The organism is Rhizobium sp. CIAT894, assembly GCF_000172795.2.
GTDB lineage: Bacteria > Pseudomonadota > Alphaproteobacteria > Rhizobiales > Rhizobiaceae > Rhizobium.
This window is the reverse complement of the sequence record NZ_CP020948.1, coordinates 194,946-215,247: the sequence shown is the minus strand read 5'-3', so window position 1 is coordinate 215,247 and position 20,302 is coordinate 194,946. Positions and strand designations below refer to the sequence as shown.

At 60.7% G+C, this 20,302-nt stretch carries 17 protein-coding genes and 2 pseudogenes; 10 read left to right on the top strand and 9 right to left on the bottom strand.

The window, feature by feature from the left end:
• From repC to RHEC894_RS22665, 6 genes are all read right to left on the bottom strand, one after another.
• Nucleotides 1-1,293, bottom strand: a complete 1,293-nt coding sequence (gene repC / locus RHEC894_RS22690; protein ID WP_085739260.1) for a plasmid replication protein RepC — start codon at nt 1,291-1,293, stop codon at nt 1-3.
• Nucleotides 1,294-1,442: 149 nt separating this feature from the next.
• Nucleotides 1,443-2,495 (bottom strand): plasmid partitioning protein RepB, encoded by a 1,053-nt coding sequence (repB, locus tag RHEC894_RS22685; protein ID WP_085739259.1) that lies wholly within the window; start codon nt 2,493-2,495, stop codon nt 1,443-1,445.
• A 42-nt stretch (nt 2,496-2,537) separates the two neighbouring features.
• The gene (gene repA / locus RHEC894_RS22680; RefSeq protein ID WP_085739258.1) at nt 2,538-3,752 is read right to left on the bottom strand and encodes a plasmid partitioning protein RepA; all 1,215 of its coding nucleotides are present in this window, start codon (nt 3,750-3,752) and stop codon (nt 2,538-2,540) included.
• Nucleotides 3,753-4,062: 310 nt separating this feature from the next.
• Nucleotides 4,063-4,302, bottom strand: a complete 240-nt coding sequence (locus tag RHEC894_RS22675; RefSeq protein ID WP_085739257.1) for a hypothetical protein — start codon at nt 4,300-4,302, stop codon at nt 4,063-4,065.
• Between the two features lie 131 nt (nt 4,303-4,433).
• Nucleotides 4,434-6,386, bottom strand: coding sequence for an SARP family transcriptional regulator (locus RHEC894_RS22670; RefSeq protein WP_085739256.1), 1,953 nt, complete (start codon nt 6,384-6,386; stop codon nt 4,434-4,436).
• 26 nt (nt 6,387-6,412) lie between these two features.
• Entirely contained in the window at nt 6,413-6,871 is a 459-nt protein-coding gene (locus tag RHEC894_RS22665) for a helix-turn-helix domain-containing protein (RefSeq protein WP_085739255.1), read from the bottom strand.
• 359 nt (nt 6,872-7,230) lie between these two features.
• On the opposite strand from RHEC894_RS22665, the gene RHEC894_RS22660 reads away from it, so the two are divergent.
• The 5 genes from RHEC894_RS22660 to RHEC894_RS22640 all read left to right on the top strand — a co-directional run bounded on the left by RHEC894_RS22660 (nt 7,231) and on the right by RHEC894_RS22640 (nt 12,050).
• Entirely contained in the window at nt 7,231-8,433 is a 1,203-nt protein-coding gene (locus RHEC894_RS22660; protein ID WP_085739254.1) for an MFS transporter, read from the top strand.
• 158 nt (nt 8,434-8,591) lie between these two features.
• Nucleotides 8,592-9,152, top strand: coding sequence for an FMN reductase (gene msuE / locus RHEC894_RS22655; protein WP_085739253.1), 561 nt, complete (start codon nt 8,592-8,594; stop codon nt 9,150-9,152).
• 245 nt (nt 9,153-9,397) lie between these two features.
• Complete coding sequence (locus RHEC894_RS22650) at nt 9,398-10,237, top strand: MetQ/NlpA family lipoprotein (protein WP_085739252.1); 840 nt, start codon at nt 9,398-9,400, stop codon at nt 10,235-10,237.
• A 90-nt stretch (nt 10,238-10,327) separates the two neighbouring features.
• Nucleotides 10,328-11,416, top strand: coding sequence for a methionine ABC transporter ATP-binding protein (locus tag RHEC894_RS22645; RefSeq protein WP_085739251.1), 1,089 nt, complete (start codon nt 10,328-10,330; stop codon nt 11,414-11,416).
• On the top strand, nt 11,397-12,050 hold the full coding sequence (locus RHEC894_RS22640) for a methionine ABC transporter permease (RefSeq protein ID WP_085739250.1): 654 nt from the start codon (nt 11,397-11,399) through the stop codon (nt 12,048-12,050). Before RHEC894_RS22645 ends, RHEC894_RS22640 begins: the two co-directional genes overlap by 20 nt.
• 1 nt (nt 12,051) lies before the next feature.
• Here the strand turns inward: RHEC894_RS22640 and RHEC894_RS22635 are convergent, their stop codons facing one another.
• Complete coding sequence (locus tag RHEC894_RS22635; protein WP_085739249.1) at nt 12,052-13,410, bottom strand: LLM class flavin-dependent oxidoreductase; 1,359 nt, start codon at nt 13,408-13,410, stop codon at nt 12,052-12,054.
• Between the two features lie 95 nt (nt 13,411-13,505).
• On the opposite strand from RHEC894_RS22635, the gene scpA reads away from it, so the two are divergent.
• The gene (gene scpA / locus RHEC894_RS22630; RefSeq protein WP_085739270.1) at nt 13,506-15,644 is read left to right on the top strand and encodes a methylmalonyl-CoA mutase; all 2,139 of its coding nucleotides are present in this window, start codon (nt 13,506-13,508) and stop codon (nt 15,642-15,644) included.
• A gap of 92 nt (nt 15,645-15,736) precedes the next feature.
• On the opposite strand, the gene RHEC894_RS22625 is transcribed toward scpA, so the two are convergent.
• Nucleotides 15,737-16,336 (bottom strand): TetR/AcrR family transcriptional regulator, encoded by a 600-nt coding sequence (locus RHEC894_RS22625; RefSeq protein ID WP_085739248.1) that lies wholly within the window; start codon nt 16,334-16,336, stop codon nt 15,737-15,739.
• Between the two features lie 117 nt (nt 16,337-16,453).
• Between RHEC894_RS22625 and RHEC894_RS22620 the strand changes: the two are divergent.
• The 3 genes and pseudogenes from RHEC894_RS22620 to RHEC894_RS22610 all read left to right on the top strand — a co-directional run.
• Nucleotides 16,454-16,877: pseudogene (locus RHEC894_RS22620) on the top strand (Tautomerase enzyme).
• 60 nt (nt 16,878-16,937) lie between these two features.
• Nucleotides 16,938-17,333, top strand: coding sequence for a VOC family protein (locus RHEC894_RS22615; protein ID WP_085739247.1), 396 nt, complete (start codon nt 16,938-16,940; stop codon nt 17,331-17,333).
• Between the two features lie 113 nt (nt 17,334-17,446).
• Nucleotides 17,447-17,695, top strand: a pseudogene (locus RHEC894_RS22610) (Tn3 family transposase); the annotation flags it as partial.
• A 75-nt stretch (nt 17,696-17,770) separates the two neighbouring features.
• On the opposite strand, the gene RHEC894_RS22605 reads toward RHEC894_RS22610, so the two are convergent.
• Nucleotides 17,771-18,931, bottom strand: a complete 1,161-nt coding sequence (locus RHEC894_RS22605) for a fumarylacetoacetate hydrolase family protein (RefSeq protein ID WP_085739246.1) — start codon at nt 18,929-18,931, stop codon at nt 17,771-17,773.
• A gap of 359 nt (nt 18,932-19,290) precedes the next feature.
• Here RHEC894_RS22605 and RHEC894_RS22600 point away from each other — a divergent pair, with 359 nt between their 5' ends.
• Nucleotides 19,291-20,301, top strand: coding sequence for a Gfo/Idh/MocA family oxidoreductase (locus RHEC894_RS22600; protein WP_085739245.1), 1,011 nt, complete (start codon nt 19,291-19,293; stop codon nt 20,299-20,301).
• Nucleotide 20,302 lies beyond the last annotated feature (1 nt).

Sequence of the window (20,302 nt, the reverse complement as noted above, 5' to 3'; positions counted from 1 at the left end):
TCATCCCACCTTCCCTCTCACCGGTGAATTGGTACGGGCAAGGGCCATCAACATTGGACCAATGGCAAATTCTCCCCTTTCGGCGCGGCGTGTCAGATCGCGCAGGTAACCGCCGGCGGAGTTGATATGCCCTGCCCTTTCGAGGACGCAGGCCATGACGGTGGCGGCATTTTCCGCACCCATGATTTCGCAGGCCTGCTCATAAGCCGATGGGCTGACGCCGAGCATCGAACGAACGACCACAGCGGCCGCCATCAGATCGCGCCAAGTGCCGACCGAGCCCTGGGGTCCGTAGGCTGCAATCTCAGGGCACGCCTGCAGCACCAGCCCCAGCGGGAAGGACTTCGGCGTACCGAGAGCAGCGGAGGCCGCGCGTGCGCCCGAGACATGCTCGTTCTTCCCCCCAACTTGCTGTATTTCAGCTATCGGTACGGCCCGACCTGCCGATCGATCATCCGCCGTTGCGCCCTGCTTCGGGTCGAAGCTTGGTTCAAATTCAGTAATGGAGTGTGGGTTTGAATTCTGTATGTGCCGCTCAGAATGTCGGGCATTGCCGCTTTGATTTTGAGCTTTAGCCTGCATTTCCAATTGATTGGTGATCTCTTCGCGCAACATCTCCAATTCGTCGAGCGCGGCCGCGATCTGCTCGGCGGATGGTGACCGTGGCAGTTGTTCGACGATATTGCGAAAATGCAAATGAACCGCACTCCAATCGCCGGCAGCCCCCTCCTCCAACGCCATCTCGATAAGCTTGGCGACGTCGCGTCGGCAAAGCGTCAGACGCTCTCTGAGCCGCTGCAGGTGCAATCGATCCGCAGCCACCTCCGCCGCCAGCCGCTCGATCTCCTCAGCGCGCGCAAGCAGCGGCGCCAGTGAAAAACCGAAAGCCTCGCGCAGCTCCCCACCCTGCTCCTTGCGTGCGTAACGCTTGCCGTTCGGGCTATCCTTGCGGATCAGCAATCCGGCCTCGATCAAGCTCGCCAGGTGCCGGCGGATCGTCTGCTCCGCCATTCCATGCGCACGCAAGGAGAGCTGCGCATTGGAAGGAAACACGACAAGCCCGTTGCCTTCGGAGAGCTCTCCCTTCGGATAAAAGCTCAGCAAGGCGTTCAGAATAGCGAGCGCCCGATCGGTAACGCCGAGCAGCGGCCTTGCCTCGCACAGGGCACGATAGAGTTTCCACTTATCAATCGATTGGCCGGGCTCGATTTTTCGAGCCGCCGCCTGGCTTGCCAGCATGCCAAACGTCATCGGCCGCCGCCCGAAGGGCGTCGTCACACTTCCGCTTTCCATTGTCTTCGCCTTCTTCAAGGCAAAAGAACACGGCTCACCAAATTCGGTGCCAAAGACTCTTGACTATGATTCGCGGAAATGTGATTCTCTGGGTGTCTAGATCAGAGAGGGCTTCCGCGACGGCAACGTTCGGGGGCCTTTTCTTTTGCTTATTGATCTCCGTTCTTCGTCAAATCCTGTGTCTTCTCGAACGCCTCGTAGAGACGATCCAGATTGCTGGCGATATAGGCTCCAAAGGCAGACGCCTTTTCCGCCTTCAGCGCGATGGTGAACTGTTTCCCATCATCCCTAATCTTCGCCTTGACCGCGCCGTCCTTGCGCTGCCAGGCGCGTGCCGCGGGCTGAAACGCCGCGATGGACGAGGCGGTTGGTTGCCGCCTACTGATGAAGGCAACCAACATATCGAAGCGGGCATCCGGTTCCGCCGCCTTGAACTCCGCCGAGCTGCTGAACTCGATCGCCCGAGCGGAGATGTTTTCGGTCTCGAATTTGATCGACAGATCGTGCCAGCGGTCACGGCCGGTGGTCTTTGCCGCACCGATCGCGGTCAGGACTTCGGCAGGGATTCGCTTGGTGACGGAAAGCATCTTGGAAACCGTCGTCTTGTCGGCGCTCAAGGCCGACATGATCGTTTCCCTGTCGAAACCCAATATGTCGAGCTTGTCGGCGAACATCGTCCTCTCGATGAAAGAGAGATCGGCGCGCGCCGAGTTCTCCTGCCCCTGCGCAATGACGTGATCGCGATCGTCGAGCTTCTTGACCACGGCACGGACAGATCTGCCGAGTTCTTTGGCGGCCCGGGCGCGACGGTGGCCGAAGGCGATCTGATATCGGCCGTCCTTCTCAGGATGCGGGCGAACGAGAATCGGCGAGTCCTGACCACGCAGGCGGATCGCTTCGACCAATTCGTGAAACTGTTCGTCGGTGTGGGCCAGACGGTCCGTTACGAAAGAGTCTTCGATCAGGGCAGGATCGAGGTCGATCACCGTCTCGCCGCTCGCCAGCTTCTCCTCGATCGCTTTAGCCGCATCCGCCTTGGCAGCCAGCGCATCGATACTGCGCGTAACGGCGCCGAGAGCGCCGATTCCCTTATAGGTGATCTGCTGTTTCTCGTCCCGATGGAGGGCTTCGTCCTCATTGTTTACCGCAGTAAACTTCTTGGAATCGTCCATCAGTCCGGAAAGGAGATTCTTACGCGCCATCGACCCGCTCCTCGCCTCGGTTTACCGCAGTAAACTTCTCGCTCATTTCCGCCCCCAGGCCTTGTGAATGAGATCGCCGATCTCATTGTTGACGGCATCCATCGCCTCCATGGCGCGGTCATAGGTGGCACGGGTAAACTGGCTCCGCTCGACCTCATAAAGCGTCTGATTGGTCATCGCCGCATCGGAGATTGCGACGCTGCGCAACATCGGATTGGTCAGCACATGGTTCTTGAACATCGACCGCATGAAGGCGACCATCTGCGTTTGCGGCCCGTCCTGCGGGTCGTAGCGGGTAACGAGATAACGCAGCCAGTCGAGGTTCATGTTGCCTCCGGCGCCTTTCAGCGTATTCAGCACCTCACCGAGCATCTGCAGGAACTGGCACATCGACATGACATCGAGCATCTGAGGATGGACGGTGATCAGGACCGCCGTTGCGCCGCAGATTGCGCTCATCGTCAGAAAGCCGAGCTGGGGAGGGCAGTCGATGATGACGACATCGTAGTCGTCGGCGACCGAGGACAGCGCCTCGTCCAACCGGGCGAAGAAGACGCGCCCATAATCGCCTGCCTTGCCTTGAGCAAGCACGCGCGGCGTATCATGCTCGAATTCCATCAGCTCGAGATTGCCCGGCACCAGATGCAGGTTCGGGAAATTCGTCGGCCGGATGATTTCTCGGAGCGGCCGCCGCTGATCGTCATAGCGGATGGCGGCGTAGAGCGTCTCATTCTCGTTGACGTCGAACTCAGGCTGAAAGCCGTGGATCGCGGAGAGAGACGCCTGCGGGTCGAGATCGACGGCCAGGACACGGTGGCCGGTCAGGGCAAGGTGCTGGGCAAGGTGTGCCGCGCTCGTCGTCTTGCCGCTGCCCCCCTTGAAATTGACGACGGCAACGACCTGCAGATGCTCGTTGCCGCGGCGACGAGGCACATAATGTGTTCCGGCCCGGGCGTTGTGCTCCAGGAAGGTGCGCATCTCTCCCATCTGCTCCGCCGTATAGGATCGGCGGCCCGACGGCGTGACCTGAGGAAGGGCACCCTTGCCTTCCAGGGACAGATTGCGAAGATAGCCGCTGGTCACACCGAGAAAACGCGCCACTTCGGCAAGCTGAAATTCCCTGAGACCCTTCAGCGCGCGCGGCGGAAACATCTCGAGCCGATGCTGCTTCAGCTTGTCGGATAGTTCCTGCGCCTGACCAATGATCAGCTGGTCGACATCGGAAATTGCTTTTTCTATCTGCGGTGCCATATTCATGGAAATCTCGAAAATGCGATTTAAAAGCTCTACGCGCTTTGAAACCGCATTTAGCGCCGATTCTGGAAGAGTGGCAAGGCAAATAGGGTTAACAAGACTCTACCGCTGGGTTGTCCAATCTTTTTCAACGGCTTGGACATGCCGTCCGGTGGCGCTGTCGACGCAGCAACCGGGTATTGACGGGCCGAATCGGCAGCACCGCGACCGCATCGGCATCATAGCCGATCGGAAAAAGTAAGAATCGAAATATCAATGTGTACCGCTCGGCGAGGCCGGCCGGCAACGGCGAGGCGCCGACGGTAACGGCCGGTCAGTGCCGTGTGCCGAGCAGATAAGTGTCCTGGCCGCTTTCGTGGGAAAAGGACACGCCGCTTTTGTCGAGGTCCTGCAGCAGGGCGCCGAGCGCAAGGTCCAGGCAATAGGCAGAGAATTCGGCGTTCAGGTCCCTGGCGTTTTCTCGGGCATAAGCAACGAGCCTGGCGAGCGATACCAGTTCCTTGAGCTCTTCATCACTTTTCGGCGTGGGCGTTGCTTCGGCTGCGTCGTGCATCTGAGAATTCTCCAGCTTCCCCTGCCAGGCGCATGCCGACAGAGCAATGGCAGTTTAATCCTCTCGAACGAAAGACGCGCGTGACACAGGCGTGACAGGATTTGTCGACGTACACTTTTCGGTGTCAGACTTCAGAAACCGGCCCGGCGCAGAGCCTCGCGATATTGTTCCTTCTGCCATTGCTCCTTGAACGGAACGACCGAAAGCCATTTGTCGACATCGAAATCCGGATAGATCTCGCGGACCTTGCGCATATAGATACGCGCGTTTTTCATATCGCCGAGCATGGCCCAGCAAGCAGCCGAAAGCCGGTCGGCCGGCGTGCGGTCGTCCATCAGGGCGATCTGCTCGAGCGCCTCGGCATAGTGGCCGAGGGCGAAATTCGCGCCGGCTGCCGTCCATAGATAGTCGGTCGGGCTCAGCGGGTTGAGTGAGATGGCCCGCTCGATCTTGGCCAATGCATCGGCAGGGCGCGACGCATGAACGAGCGTATCGGCATAACTTGCAATGCCGTCGGCATAATGCGGGCTCAGTTCCTCCGCGAGCTTCAACGCCAGGACGCTTTCATCAAGGTCGCCGAGATAAAGTTTGGCAACGCCGAGCTCACGAAAGCCGGCCGCAAATGAAGGATCGGCGACGATCGCCCGGTTGGCATAATCCTCCGCAAGTCCGAGCAGTTCGCTGTCGCCGCGTGCCGTCAGCAGCCACTCGACAAGAAACGTCCGCGACAATCCGCTCAGCGCCGGGGCAAAGTCTGCGCTGTGTTGAAGCGCTTCGCGGAAAGCCTTTCGGGAGCGGCGCACATCGGGGAGGGCAAGCCGCTTCACATCCCGCAGGCCGAGAAGGTAGCTGTGATAGGCGGCCGAATTACCCGCGAAGGAATCGCGCATCGCTTCATGCCGGCGGACCTGCCCGGCGAGCTCTCTGGCGATCTGCCGGGCGATATCGCGCCGGTGGCTTATCAATTCGTATTTCTCGAGGCTAAAACGCTCGGCCCAGATGACCTCATCGCTGCCGGTATGGATCAGTTGGACAAAGAGCGCGCGAACGCCCGCATTATCGGTCAGCCTCGTGTCGAGAACATAAGAAATCGAATGACGCTGGATCACTTCAGCCTTGTCGGCATTGCGTGCGATCCGATCGGCCGTATGAGGCGCCACCACCGAAACCGTATTCAGCGCGCAAAGGCCGATGGTCACGTCCTCGATCAGCGCCGCAGAGAGCATCGGCAAGGCGCCGGCTGCCTCCGTGGCTCCCGGCGGCAGCAGCACCAGACGGGGCAGGGGACCGGCAACGCGAACGCCGCCGTCGTTTAGCGGCACCGCAGGGCTTTGTTGCGGTGGTTGGCCGCCGGCAAAGATTTTGCGGATCTCTCCGAGAGCCTGGACGTCGAGGCCGATATCGAATGCGCTCTCCAGTCCATGCTTGTTCGTCTCGAAAAGCCGGCGCGCTTTCTCCAGCTGTCCTTCGGACTCATAGGCCCCCAGAAGAATACGACGAATGTTCTCGTCATCCGGGGCCTCGCGGAAAATCCTGAGCGCCGCCTCCTTGATCAGGCTCACATCCTCCCGCGACCTGGCCATCGGCAGCGCCGTCTTCAGCGCATCCACCAGAACTGCCATGTGCCTGTCGCGCTGACCGGCGATCCATTGCCGCGTACTGACGCTTTGGTCGGCGAGCCCGGCCAGGAAATCCTGGCGAAGGATCGCAACGAGCCGCCGCAGCTTGCCAACTGCGCCTTCGCCGCCGGGGTTGGCGAGTTCGGAGAGATCGTCGACAAATGCATCCGGCCTGACCCGAACACCGGTCGCCGTGAAGACCAGGAGCTCGGTGCCGAGCTCGGCCTGACGCGCCTGGATGCGTGATATGGTTTTGCGCAGGTTGGCCATGATGTCGGAATTGTCATGGCTGTCCCACAGAAACCGCGCCAGCGCCGAGCGCGGATATTCGCTTCCCGCCCCATCTCGCAGATCACGGTCCAGCAGATAACAAATCGACAGCAGGCCCTTTTCCGGGAACGCCGCCGGCCGCCCGGCCGGGTCGATCAACCGCAACTCACCAAATGACTCGAGTCTGAGCTTCATGCGGATATTGCCTGCCGACTGCCTGACTATTCTCCGAGCGGAAGGGTGATATCCGCAACGGAGGCACCCAATGTTACACCGCGGCTTTCCGCCTGCGCCATCGCATTCACCAGTGCGATGATCGTTTCACGGACATTCCGGTCGGCGATCTTCAGAAAGGCGCGATTAAGCACCAATCCCTCTTTCGTACGCAGGAATTCGGCGACCGGATCGGTATTTGCGGGCAGATCCAGCCCCTGCAACGTCAGCGGCTCGGAATTTTCCTGTTCGAAGAAGAAGCTCGGCGACGTGTGAAGCACCTCGGCGATTCGCTGCAGACGGCTTGCGCCGATGCGGTTGATGCCCTTCTCGTATTTCTGAACCTGCTGAAAGGTGACGCCGATTTGTTCGGCAAGCCTTTCCTGGCTCATTCCGAGCAACTGCCGGCGCGTTCTTATGCGCGCTCCGACATAGCCGTCTATTGCATTCGGTGTCTTGACATTCATCGCGTGTTTTCAGCCTCGATCGCATTTTCAATCAGCGCAGCTGTAGTATTCCCCGCCCCGGTTTTCCATGGTTGTTTTCACATGTCATACTCTATGGGCAACGATCGCGGCTGACTGTGGTATGAAAGCCCCCGTCCGGAAAAGGGGCCAAGTGAAGCAGGAATCAGCGGCGAAAAGGCCAAATCGGGCGAAAGCCGTACCGATCCGGATGAAACTGGGCTGTGATTGCCCCCCGGCTTGCGCTAAATGCACTTCAGCGACCGTCGCTTGATCATCTTCCCCAGCCCCGATCGCCCGAAATCCATCGAACAAAAGCGACGCGGCGCGGCGACCAACCGGGCCGTCCAGGAGAAATGTCCATGGCAACCGTTGCCGAGAGCGCGCCCCGTTTCGAAAAAACAACAATGTCTATCCTGGTGGCGGTCAGCTTCTGCCACATGCTGAACGACATCATGCAGTCGCTGCTCGCCTCGCTCTATCCGCTATTCAAGGCAAATTACGATCTGACTTTCGTGCAGATCGGCCTTCTGACCATGACGTTCCAGGTCACCGCTTCGCTGCTCCAGCCGCTGGTCGGCATCGTCACCGACCGCTGGCCGATGCCCTATTCACTGCCGGTCGGCATGGCGAGCACCTTCTGCGGCCTCATTCTGCTCGGCAATGCCGGCAGCTTCGAACTGCTGCTCGTCGCCGCCAGCCTGATCGGCTTCGGTTCGGCCGTCTTCCATCCGGAATCCTCACGCGTCGCCCGTCTGGCCTCCGGCGGCCGCCACGGTTTCGCCCAGTCGTTTTTCCAGGTTGGCGGCAATGCCGGCCAGGCGATCGGTCCGTTGCTCGCCGCCTTCATCGTGCTGCCGCTCGGCCAGCACAGCGTCTCCTGGTTTTCCGCCATCGCCATGATCGGCATGGTCGTGTTGAGCTGGGTTGGTAATTGGTATATCAGCCACAGGCGTCAGAATGCCAGCAAACCGGCAGTGAGCAGGACCCTGCCGCTGCCTCGCAACAGGGTCGTCTGGACGCTTGCGATCCTCGTGCTGCTGACGGCGACGAAGAACGTCTACATGGCGAGCGTGTCGAGCTACTTCACCTTCTATGTCATCGACAAGTTCGCACTCGGCGTGCAGCAGGCGCAGCTGATGCTCTTCCTGTTTCTCGGTTCGGTCGCCGTCGGCACTTTCCTCGGCGGACCGATCGGCGATCGCTTCGGCGCCCGTTTCGTCATCTGGTTTTCGATCCTCGGCGTCATTCCCTTCGCGCTTCTCCTGCCTTACGCCAACCTTTTCTGGACGGGCGTGCTCAGCGTCGTCATCGGCCTGATCTTCGCTTCGGCCTTCTCGGCGATCGTCGTCTTCGCACAGGAACTGGTGCCCGGGCGCGTCGGGCTGATTGCCGGCGTCTTTTTCGGCTTCGCGTTCGGGGCAGGGGGGCTCGGTGCAGCGCTGCTCGGCGATTTCGCCGATACTCACGGCATCGATTTCGTCTATCGCATCTGCTCCTATCTGCCGCTGCTCGGCCTGCTGACGATCTTCCTGCCGCGAATCCCCAAGCAAAGGCCAGCCTGAGGCGATATCGCCGAGGTTATGCGATCACCGAGGACATGAACGTATTTTTCTCTCCCCATGGGGCAAGAGGGATCGCCATTCCTTTAATCCACTATTTTTATAGATAATATTCATCCCATAATCACGTCGGTCACGGGACGATATTGGAAGGAAACGGCATGTCTGCTTACAAACTGGTCGGCCTTGCGGGTAGCTTCAACCGCCCCTCGAAGACCTCCACGCTGGTTCAACACGTTGCCGGCCTCGCCGGCGAGAAATACGGCTTCGAGAACACCATCTACGATCTGACCGATGTCGGCCCTTCGCTTGGCCAGGCGCTGCGTCGTGACGATCTCGACAGCCGCGCCAAGGCAGTCATCGACGACATCGTCAATGCCGATCTGCTGGTCATCGGCGCACCGACCTACAAGGGCAGCTATCCCGGCCTCTTCAAACATCTGATCGATCTGATCGACCCGCATGAGCTGCGCGCCAAGCCGGTCATCATCACCGCCACAGGCGGCGGCGACCGGCATGCGCTGATGGTTGAGCATCAGCTGCGGCCGCTCTTCGGCTTCTTCATGTCTCACACGCTGCCGACCGCCGTCTACGCCTCCGACCGCGACTTCACCGATTACCGCGTCTCGTCCGAACCACTTTCAAAGCGGATCGGAGAAGTCATCGGCGAGCTCGCGGCCTTCTTTCCCAGCCGCCATCAGGCTCTTATCGCTGCCGAATGAAGAGTGTTCAAGCGGCTTGGAAACGGCGCCCCAGAGGCGCCGATTTCGCTTTTTAGAACATCCTCACGAGCCGTAATTATCCATAAATTTGATAGAAATTTATCCTGCCGATATCAATGGCAGAGCAAGAGTTTTTCTGCCCCCTCCCGCACATCGGACGTTCGTACTTCGCTCCCGATACCCACGTTTGCCATGATCGGCCTGCTCGGGGCGATTGGCCTCATTCAGTCAGACGGGATAACAAAATGACCAAGAACAAAAATCTTCACGGATTCCATCTTTCGCGCCGCACGGCGCTTGCCGCGGTCGCCGTTTCCGCTGCGACACTCTTTGCCTTGGCAGCACCTGCCCCTTCCTTTGCCGAGGACAAGTCGATCAAGGTCGGCATCATGGCCGGCGAGGAAGAGGATATCTGGCGCGTGGTCGCCAGCGAAGCAGCCAAGAAGGGCCTCAAGATCGAGACAGTTATCTTCAACGATTACACGCAGCCGAATGAAGCGCTGGAGCGCGGCGAGGTCGATGCCAATGCTTTCCAGCATCAACCCTATCTCGATAATCAGATCAAGCAGCACGGCTATCACATCACTCGCGTCGGCTATACCGGCGTCTGGCCGATCGGCCTCTATACCAAGAAGTACAAGTCGGTCGCCGAGATTCCGGAAGGCGCTGTCATCGGTGTGCCGAACGATCCCTCGAACGAAGGCCGGGCGCTGCGTGTTCTTCAGAGTCAGGGCTTGATCAAGCTGAAGGACGGCACCGGTATTCTCGCAACCGTCGCCGATGTCACCGACAATCCGAAGAAGATCGAGATCAAGGAGCTCGATGCCGGCATCGTCGGCCGTTCGATCGACGATCTGGACGCCGGGGTCGTCAACACCGACTGGGCGCTGAAGAGCGGCCTTTCTCCGGCCGAGCGCATTGCCCAGGAGCCGATCGCCGACAATCCGTATCGCAACTTCATCGCCGTCAAGGACGATAACAAGGATGCCGACTGGGTCAAGACGCTCGTGTCTTCCTATCAGAACGACACCGTCAAGGCCGAGTTCGACAAGGTCTACAAGGGCACCGGTCTTAGCGCCTATTGATCCGAAACAGGGCCGGGGTTAAGGCCTGCCGAGAGGCGGCCCGGGCGTTTTTTTGCCCGGGCCGCCTTCGGTATTTGTAAGGAAAAGCACATGAATTCCTTTGTTTCCGCCACAGCGATCGAGGTACGGCCGCAAGCAGCCGCTGCCGAAGAGGTGGTGAAGCTGGCCGACGTGAAGCGGCGGTTCGGGACCACACCCGCGCTCGACGGTATTTCGCTGACGGTGAGGAGAGGCGAGATCCTTGGCATCATTGGCCGCAGCGGCGCCGGTAAATCGACGTTGATCCGCTGCCTGAACGGCCTGGAGCGCGCCGACAGCGGCGAGATCCGGATCGAAGGCCGCGATATTACGGCGCTTGCCGAACAGCAATTGCAGCCGCTGCGCCGCCGCATCGGCATGATCTTCCAGCATTTCAACCTGTTGTCCGCCAAGACCGTCGAGGAGAATGTCGCGCTGCCGCTGAAGATCGAGGGTATCGCCAGGAGCGAACGCTTGAAACGGGCGCATGAACTGCTCGAGCTCGTTGGCCTTGCAGACAAGGCGAAAGCCTATCCCTCGTCGCTCTCCGGCGGCCAGAAGCAGCGCGTCGGCATCGCCCGGGCGCTTGCGGCGCGCCCGGCGCTACTCTTGTCCGACGAGGCGACATCGGCGCTCGATCCGGAAACGACCCGGTCGATCCTGGCGTTGCTGAAGGATATCAACCGTAAGCTCGGCCTGACCATTCTGCTGATCACCCACGAGATGGAAGTGGTGCGCGGCATTGCCGATCGCGTCGCGGTCATCGACGCCGGGCGGATCGTCGAAGAGGGGCAGGTCTGGTCGGTCTTTGCCGATCCGCAGGAAACCATCACCAGAAGCCTGCTCGGCGGCATCCGTCCCCAGCTTCCCGGTCATATCGCCGGCCGGCTGTCGGCGACTGGAGGCAGCGAGGCGATCCTCAGCGTCGATCTCGCCGGGCCGCAAGCGCAGGGTGGATTGTTTGCCGAACTCTCGGCAGCACTGCCGCATTCCTTCCGCCTCATCCATGGCGGCATCGACCACATCCAGAACCAGCCGGTGGCGCGGTTCTTCATCGCCGTTCCCGCACGCGACCCCGCGCTTGCGGAAAAGGTCGAACAATTTCTGACGGCCCGGTCCGCCCGGGTGGAGGTGCTTGGTTATGACACCGATCATGCTTGAACTGCTTCTTCGCTCGCTGTGGGAGACGGTGCTGATGACCGTCGCCTCGGGCGTGATCTCGCTCGTTGCCGGCCTGCCGCTCGGCCTTGCCCTTGTTGTCACCGCACGCGGCGGCATCGCCGAAAATCTCTGGATCAACCGCACGCTCGGCGCCGTCATCAACGGTTTCCGCTCGGTGCCCTTCATCATCCTGCTGGTGGCGCTGATCCCGCTGACGCGGCTGATCGTCGGCACGGCGCTCGGCACCTGGGCGGCGATCGTGCCGCTCGCCATCGCCGCCACGCCCTATTACGCCCGCATCGCCGAAGTGTCGCTGCGCGAAGTCGACCGCGGGCTGATCGACGCGGTGCGCGCCATGGGCGGAAACCGCTGGACGATCATCCGCGAGGTGCTGGTGCCGGAAGCACTGCCCGGCATCGTCGCCGGTTTCACCGTCACGCTGGTGACATTGATCGGTGCTTCGGCGATGGCCGGCGCGATCGGCGCTGGCGGCCTCGGCGATCTCGCCATCCGCTATGGCTATCAGCGGTTCGAAACCAGTGTGATGATCGCGGTGGTGGCCGTCCTCATCGTTCTGGTCTGCGGCATTCAGTGGTTTGGCGACCGGCTCGTCGCCAGGCTGGACCGGAGATAGGTCAGCGCCGGAAGAACGCGGCGGGATGAGCGGCGGGCAATCTGCCGTTCCCGCCGCCGAAAAGCTTCTGCCGCAAGGGCCCTTGCGCATAGTCCGCCTTGAAGAGGCCGCGCTCCTGCAGCACCGGCACCACCAAGTCGACGAAATCGCGCAGGCTCTCCGGCACCACCGTCCGTGCCAGGTTGAAACCGTCGATGTCGCCTTCCTCCACCCATGTCTGGAGACGATCGGCGATTTGCTCCGGCGAGCCCACCATCGGCTTCATCCGGCTGCCGAGCACCATCTGGTCGACGATCTCGCGCTTCGTCACCGGCTTTGCCGCCTGCTTGGTGATCGCCGCGAGCGCGGATTGATTGGCGTTGGTCGAGCTCTGGTCGATGACGTCATCCAATTCGTACTTCGAAAAGTCGATGCCAACGGAGGCGGAGTAATGCGCAAGCGAGGCCTCGACGCTCGCATGGCGGCGATAATCCTCCAGCTTCTCCTGCGCCTGCTTCTCCGTCTGCCCGACGACAACGGTGATCAGGTTCAGGATCTTCAGGGCGTCGACGCCACGGCCGAATGCCGCCGCCTTCGCGCGCAGCGCATCGACGGTCGGTCGGGCCGCCCCGGGATTCGGGCTGGCGATGAAGACACATTCGGCGTGGCGGGCGGCAAAATCCTGCCCTCGAGCCGAAGCGCCGGCCTGAAAGAGCAGGGGCGTGCGCTGCGGCGAGGGTTCGCAGAGATGGATGCCCTCCATTCGGTAGTATCGGCCCGTGTGACTGACGGCGCGCACTTTCGACGGATCGGCATAAATGCCGCCCGCCTTGTCGCCCAAGACCGCATCGTCGTCCCAGCTGCCCTCCCAGAGCTTGTAGAGGATCTCCAGATATTCCTCGGCTGCGTCGTACCGCACATCATGCTCCGGCAGCTTGTCGAAACCCATGCTGCGGGCGGCGCTGTCGAGATAACCGGTGACGATGTTCCAGCCGATCCGCCCCTTGGTCAGGTGATCGAGCGTCGACATGCGCCGTGCCAGCAAAAAGGGCGGCTCGTAGGTGGTGTTGACGGTGACACCGAAGCCCAAATGTCTAGTGACATGGGCCATCGCCGAAATCGGGATCAACGGATCGTTGACGGGGATTTGCGCTGCCGTCTCGATCACCGGGGCTGGGCTACCGTTGTAGACGTCATAGACGCCGACGATATCGGCAAGAAAGATGCCGTCGAGCTTGCCTTGCTCCGCGGTCCTCGCGAATTCCGTCCAGTAGTCGAGGTCGGTATAGCGCACCGATTGGTCACGCGGATGCGTCCACAGGCCGTGGTTGATGTGCCCGACGCAATTCATATCGAAGGCATAGATCTGCATTGTCTTCATGAGGCGGGTCCTCGCCGGGAATAAAATTCAAGGATTGGTATCGCACGGCGATCCTATGAAATGGTAGGGTGCGGATGAAAGAGCCGGAGGAACGCATGACGAAGAAGACGCTGTCGGATTGGGCGGAGCTTGCGCAGAAGGAGCTGCGTGCCTCGCCCGAGACGCTGACCTGGCAGACGCCTGAGGGTATCGCCGTCAAGCCGCTCTACACGGCAGAGGATCTTGAGGGCGCCGAACACCTCGGCTCGCTTCCCGGTTTTTCACCTTTCACTCGTGGCCCGCGCGCGACGATGTATGCCGGCCGGCCCTGGACGATCCGCCAATATGCCGGTTTCTCGACGGCGGAGGCGTCGAACGCCTTTTACCGGAAGAATTTGGCCGCCGGCCAGAAGGGCCTGTCCGTCGCCTTCGATCTCGCCACCCACCGCGGTTATGACAGCGACCATCCACGCGTCGAGGGCGATGTCGGCAAAGCAGGTGTGGCGATCGACAGCGTCGAGGACATGAAGATCCTGTTCGACGGCATTCCGCTTGCCGACATGTCGGTGTCGATGACCATGAACGGCGCCGTCATCCCGATCCTCGCTTCCTTTATCGTCGCCGGCGAGGAGCAGGGCGTTTCGAGGGCCGACCTGTCCGGCACCATCCAGAACGACATTCTCAAGGAGTTCATGGTCCGCAACACCTATATCTACCCACCGGAACCCTCGATGCGGATCGTTGCCGACATCATCGAATATACGGCAAGGGAGATGCCGAAATTCAATTCGATCTCGATTTCCGGCTACCACATGCAGGAGGCCGGCGCGACGCTCGTGCAGGAACTCGCCTTCACGCTGGCCGATGGCCGCGAATATGTCAGGGCGGCGCTCGCCAAGGGCCTCAATGTCGACGATTTTGCCGGAAGGCTCTCCTTCTTTTTCGCGATCGGCATGAACTTCTTCATGGAGGCGGCAAAACTGCGTGCCGCCCGGCTGCTCTGGAGCCGGATCATGGAGGAGTTCGAGCCGAAGAAGGCGTCCTCGCTGATGCTGCGCACCCATTGCCAGACCTCCGGCGTCTCGTTGCAGGAGCAGGACCCCTATAACAACATCATCCGCACCGCCTTCGAGGCGATGTCGGCCGTGCTTGGCGGCACGCAGTCGCTGCACACCAATTCCTTCGACGAGGCGATCGCGCTGCCGACGGAATTTTCCGCCCGCATCGCCCGCAATACTCAGCTGATCCTGAGCCACGAAACCGGTGTGACCAAGGTGGTCGATCCGCTCGCCGGCTCCTATTATGTCGAGAGCCTGACGAAGGAACTTGCCGACAAGGCCTGGGCGCTGATTGAGGAAGTCGAGGCGCTCGGCGGCATGACCAAGGCCGTCAACGAGGGCCTGCCGAAACGGCTGATCGAAGAGGCCGCCGCGCGCCGCCAGGCCGCCGTCGACAAGGGCGAGGAGGTCATCGTCGGCGTCAACCGCTACAGGCTCGACAACGAACAGCCGATCGACATTCTGGAGATCGACAACAGCGCGGTGCGCACCGCCCAGATCAAACGCATCGAGGACACCAAGCGCCGCCGCGACGGCGAGGCCGTGCGCGAGACGCTGGCGGCCCTGGCGGAGACGGCGCGCAGCGGCCGCGGCAACCTGCTCGAAGCCGCCATCGAAGCGGCGCGGGCCCGGGCCACCGTCGGCGAAATATCGGACGCCATGCGCGCTGCCTTCGGCGACCACGCCGCAACACCCGAAGTTATCACGGGCGTCTACGGCGAGGCCTATAACGACGAGCCGGAACTCGCCGTCCTCAAGGGACGCATGACGGAGGTCACGGAAACGATGGGCCGCCGGCCGAAAATCATGGTCGCCAAGCTCGGCCAGGACGGGCACGACCGGGGCGCCAAGGTGATCGCTTCGGCCTTCGGCGATATCGGCTTCGACGTGCTCGCCGGCCCGCTGTTCCAGACGCCTGACGAGGCCGTCGAGATGGCGCTCGGCGAAAAGGTCAATGTCGTCGGCGTCTCGTCCTTAGCGGCAGGCCACAGAACACTCCTGCCGCAGTTGATCGACAGGCTGAGAGCGCAGGGCGGCGACGACATCATCGTCGTCTGCGGCGGTGTCATTCCGCGGCAGGATTATGAATTCCTCCATGAACACGGCGTTGCGGCCGTGTTCGGTCCGGGCACCAACGTCCTCGAGGCGGCAAACTCCGTCCTCGACCTGCTGGAGGGCAGGCGGCGGAATCAGTAGCTGGGGTCGGTTGCGGCTGGGGGCGAAATGACACGTTAAGCTTTTGACCCGCTTGGCCGCTTGGCAAATCGCCAATTGATAGGCTTGCTGCCTTACGCTTCCGATCTCCCCCGGCGTAGCGCTTCCGTCGCCACAAGCCCGGCAATCTTCTCGGATAGCGCAGGATCCGATACAGCCCGGGCGAGAGTGACACCACCGGTAAGAAGGGCGAGTAATAGAATGGCCCGATCTTCTCGCGAAGTATCTTCACGATCATCTGGCGCACCTTCTGGGAGACCAGCAGCGATTTCCGAGATGAGGCGCTGCAATTCTTCGGTATAGACATCTCGGGTTTCGTTGTCGGTGCGCATGACGTCAGCCGACAAGCTTGGCAACGCGCAGCTTTCACCGAGATCGCATGTCCGCTTGTATCCCAAATAATAGGTGACGAAGTTTTTCAGCCAGCCCTGTTGGTGTTCGGCCCTAAGGGCCGATATTCCCAGCCGTAATTCTTCCAGCCCAGTAAGGACGGCAATGCGGAAGGCTTCGCTCTTGGATCGAAAGTGCCCGTAGAAGGCACCGTTCGTCACTCCTGCTGCCTTTGTCAGCGCGTCGATGCCCGCGCCACCATATCCTTCTTTACGAAACACCTGCCCAGCAGCGGCGATGACTTTCGCCTGGGTACGCTTCTTATGTTCAGCGGTATAGCGCATATAAATCCCATAAAGAGCAGACACTCTTTTTATCTTGATTAGAGAGTCATCGCTCTCTATAGATAGAGAGCGTTCGGTACATATCGCACCCGGACATGTCTAAAACAAGGAGAGACCATGCCCATCACACTGACCATACCGGAAGGCCTGCTGTCGCCTGCCGCGCAGGCGGAGGCCTTTGCAGGGCTGACGGAGGCCGTCCTCGAGGTTTCCGGCCTCAACGGAAATGCGTTCATGACTTCGAATGTTGTCGGCTCGATAAACGTCCTTCCTAAAGAGCATGTGCTTGTGGCCGGGAAACCAGCAGAAGCTGCGTTCGTCGAATTGAAACTGCCCGAGATCGCGCTGGCGACGCAGGAAGCCAAGCGGAGCTTTATCGAGAAAGCAACCGATGTGGTCGAACGAGCCGCAGCCGGGCGGCTCCGACGCGAACATATTTGGTCGAACATCGTCTATGCACCTGACGGAGCTTGGGGGATTGCTGGGCCGCAGCTATGACAACGATGACCTTGTACGCGCCATCACGGGGGCGGCTGCGTAACGACATTAGACATTCAGAAAAGCCGGGCCAGAAGGCCCGGCAGCAGCAGGAATTTGAGCTATGCAACTGGCCAACTATGTCTTCTTCACCACGCAGTGCGATGCTGCGCTCACCTTCTATACGAAATGCGGTCTTGGTGGGGTAACCACGGTGATGCGCCACGGAGATCACGGCATTCCACTCGCCAGCGAGGGGATGAAGGGCAAGGTGATGCATGCCCGTTTCGAGGGACCAGGAATTCTGTTCTTCGCCTCGGACAATCACGACGCCGAGCCGATGAGAGGCTCGGCTCATATTCTCATCATGGACGATCGTGGTCGGACCAACGACCTGTTTGCGAAGCTGGCGGCTGGCGGTAAGGTGACGACGCCACTCGCGATGCAGCCTTGGGGGAGCTACTATGGCAAGCTCACGGATAGGTACGGGGTTCAGTGGATGCTGGATTGTAAGGTTTAGGGTCTTCAAAGCGATGCTGGTCACTGTATTCTTGCTGATGCCGAGATAGCGGGCGGTCCAGCTGTAGTTGCGGCCTTCTGCGACGAGCACCAGGGCGACAACCGCCTCCGTGAGGTGGTACCGAAGCCTTTAGCCATTTGAGAACCGGCATTCCATGCGGTGGCCAGATCGGCCTGCTCAATGTGCTGCTTGCAGAAGGACTCAATCTGGGACTGCGTAAGATGGCGGAGCCCACGAACACGCATGCTTACTGACAGCTCTCGCACCTTACCCGGAGGCACGTCGAAAGCGACGCCATGGACCATGCGCTGGCGATAGTGATAGCTGCGCAGGCAAAGCTGCCGATGTCCCGGTTCTGGGGCGTGGCGTCCACATCCGTCATGCGTTCCCCGAACGGCGAAGCGGCTTTTCGCCCGGACATGTACAAGATCAAAGAGTTAGAGCAATCCGCGCTTTGCGAGGTTGCGCATCAGCGCTGCAATGCCGAAGGTCCAGGGCGGGCATTCGGTGGAGAGGCGCACGGTGTTGACCAGGGCGCCGAGGCCAGCCGAGGAAATCTCGACGACATCGCCGATCTTGTGGGTGAAACCTTGCTTCGGCGCGTCGCGATCCTGGGTCGGCGCAAACAGCGTGCCGAGAAAGAGCATGAACCCGTCGGGATATTGATGATGGGGGCCAAGCGTCTGTTTGACGAGATCGGTCGGGTCGCGGCTGATCTGCGACATCGAGCTCTTGCCGTTGAGCACGAAGCCATCCCGGCCGGTGACCTTCAGGTCGAGTTCGGCCTCGCGCACGTCATCCAGGCCGTAACCGGCATCGAACAGGCGAACGAAGGGACCGATCGAGCAGGAGGCGTTGTTGTCCTTGGCCTTGCCGAGCAAGAGCGCCGAGCGGCCTTCGACGTCGCGCAGATTGACGTCGTTGCCGAGCGTCGCCCCCTTGATCTCACCGCGGCTGTTGACGGCGAGCACGATTTCCGGCTCGGGATTGTTCCAGGTCGAGATCGGATGCAGGCCGACATCCGCACCCCAGCCAACGGAGGAGAGCACCGGCGCCTTGGTGAAGACCTCGGCATCGGGACCGATGCCGACTTCCAGATATTGCGACCATATGCCTTCCTCGATCAGCGCCAGTTTGACCTTGCTGGCTTCCGGCGAACCGGCCTTGAGATTGGTGAGACTGCCGCCGATCAGCGTGCTGACGCGCTCGCGGATTGCGGCGGCACGATCGGGATTGCCGGCCGCCTTCTCCTCGATGACACGCTCGATCATCGACTGGGCGAAGGTGACGCCGCAGGCCTTGACCGCCTGCAGGTCGACGGGAGCAAGCAGAAAAGGACGCGCCGCATCCGGCGTCCCGGTGCTGTTGGCGGCGATCTCTTCGAGCGAGCCGATCGCCTTGCCGCCTGCCGCGCGGACGAAGCCCCCGGCATCCTCTCTCTCGAGCAGGGCGCTCAGCGTCGGCGCCTCGCGCGAGGTGATGTCGATGAGCATCCCGTCGCGAAGGGTCACGATGCTTGGGCCGGCGACTTTCGGATTCCAGACGCGGCCGACAAAAAGTCCACCCGAAGCGGCAGCATCGAGAAGGGGATGAGACATGGTGATCCTCCGGTACAGGCAAGCGGGGAGCGCTCTTGAAAGAATTTCGAGATTGTTGCCGCCCTCCAGCCCGGCGGCGGCCAAAATCGATCACATTCATCGAGATGGAGCAAGATACGCACGGGAAAAAGACTTTCGCCCGATTGGATCGAGCGGGCACCTTCCCAATCGCGGAAAACCGCAAAATAACTATTTAGATACAAAATAATCGTTATTTTTCATATGTTTAATCTTCCATCCAGGCGATTTCACCCTTGATCTTGCCTTGACAGGCGCGAGCTTTCGTTATCTGTTTTGCCCGATATGGAGGATGCCGGCCCCAGCCGGTGCTCAGAAAATCCCAGGAGGATATTGCAGCGATGTTGAGATTTGCCGTCGTCGGAATCGACCATGGGCATACATTCGATCACGTGAAGGGATTGCTTGCCTCGGGCGGCGAATTTGTCGGCTATTGCCCACAGACCTCCGTGCCGGCATTGCGGGAAGCCTTCGAGAAGACCTATCCCGATGCCCCGCAGATCGACCGGGACAAACTGTTCGAGGATCCCTCGATCGACGTCATCTGCATCTCCGCGATCCCGCGTGACCGCGCCGGGCTTGCCATCCGCGCGATGAAAGCGGGCAAGGACGTGATGACCGACAAGCCAGGTGTGACGACCTTTGCCCAGCTCGAAGAAGTCAAGCGCACCGTTGGCGAGACCGGCAGGATCTTCTCGATCTGCTTTTCCGAGCGTCACTGCGTGCGCTCCGCCGTCAAAGCCGGCAAGCTGGTCAAGGAAGGCGCGATCGGCAAGGTGATCCAGACGCTCGGCGTCGGTCCGCACCGGCTGCAGCTGCCGACCCGGCCGGACTGGTTCTTCGACCCCGAAGCCTTCGGCGGCATCATCGTCGACATCGCCTCGCATCAGGTCGACCAGTTCCTGTTCTATACCGGCTCGACGTCGGGCGAGGTCATCGCCAGCTCGATCGGCAATTTCGGCATGCCCGACAAACCCGCCTTCCAGGATTTCGGCGAGGTGCTGCTGCGCTCCGACGAGGCTGCGGGCTATGTCCGCGTCGACTGGTTCACCCCTGAGGCTCTGCCGACTTGGGGTGACGGGCGCCTGACCATTCTCGGCACCGAGGGTTATATCGAGCTGCGCAAATATATCGATATCGCCGGCCGGCCGGGCAAGGATCACCTCTTCCTCGTCAACGGCAAGGAAATGACCCATATCGATTGCAGCGATGAAAAGCTCGACTATTTCGATGCTTTCACCGCCGACGTCGCAAACCGCACGCAGACGGCGATGACGCAGGATCACGTTTTCGAAGTCTGCCGCCTTTCGCTCGAAGCCCAGACGAAAGCCGCGCGCATCGGCGCTCGCTGAG

Coding starts and splice junctions, on each gene's coding strand:
- msuE (WP_085739253.1), top strand. CDS start 8,592: ATGTCTGCTTACAAACTGGTCGGCCTTGCGGGTAGCTTCAACCGCCCC.
- RHEC894_RS22635 (WP_085739249.1), bottom strand. CDS start 13,410: ATGAAGACAATGCAGATCTATGCCTTCGATATGAATTGCGTCGGGCAC.
- RHEC894_RS22670 (WP_085739256.1), bottom strand. CDS start 6,386: ATGAAGCTCAGACTCGAGTCATTTGGTGAGTTGCGGTTGATCGACCCG.
- RHEC894_RS22665 (WP_085739255.1), bottom strand. CDS start 6,871: ATGAATGTCAAGACACCGAATGCAATAGACGGCTATGTCGGAGCGCGC.
- RHEC894_RS22660 (WP_085739254.1), top strand. CDS start 7,231: ATGGCAACCGTTGCCGAGAGCGCGCCCCGTTTCGAAAAAACAACAATG.
- repB (WP_085739259.1), bottom strand. CDS start 2,495: ATGGCGCGTAAGAATCTCCTTTCCGGACTGATGGACGATTCCAAGAAG.
- RHEC894_RS22645 (WP_085739251.1), top strand. CDS start 10,328: ATGAATTCCTTTGTTTCCGCCACAGCGATCGAGGTACGGCCGCAAGCA.
- RHEC894_RS22625 (WP_085739248.1), bottom strand. CDS start 16,336: ATGCGCTATACCGCTGAACATAAGAAGCGTACCCAGGCGAAAGTCATC.
- repA (WP_085739258.1), bottom strand. CDS start 3,752: ATGAATATGGCACCGCAGATAGAAAAAGCAATTTCCGATGTCGACCAG.
- RHEC894_RS22615 (WP_085739247.1), top strand. CDS start 16,938: ATGCAACTGGCCAACTATGTCTTCTTCACCACGCAGTGCGATGCTGCG.
- RHEC894_RS22650 (WP_085739252.1), top strand. CDS start 9,398: ATGACCAAGAACAAAAATCTTCACGGATTCCATCTTTCGCGCCGCACG.
- RHEC894_RS22605 (WP_085739246.1), bottom strand. CDS start 18,931: ATGTCTCATCCCCTTCTCGATGCTGCCGCTTCGGGTGGACTTTTTGTC.
- repC (WP_085739260.1), bottom strand. CDS start 1,293: ATGGAAAGCGGAAGTGTGACGACGCCCTTCGGGCGGCGGCCGATGACG.
- RHEC894_RS22640 (WP_085739250.1), top strand. CDS start 11,397: ATGACACCGATCATGCTTGAACTGCTTCTTCGCTCGCTGTGGGAGACG.
- RHEC894_RS22600 (WP_085739245.1), top strand. CDS start 19,291: ATGTTGAGATTTGCCGTCGTCGGAATCGACCATGGGCATACATTCGAT.
- RHEC894_RS22675 (WP_085739257.1), bottom strand. CDS start 4,302: ATGCACGACGCAGCCGAAGCAACGCCCACGCCGAAAAGTGATGAAGAG.
- scpA (WP_085739270.1), top strand. CDS start 13,506: ATGACGAAGAAGACGCTGTCGGATTGGGCGGAGCTTGCGCAGAAGGAG.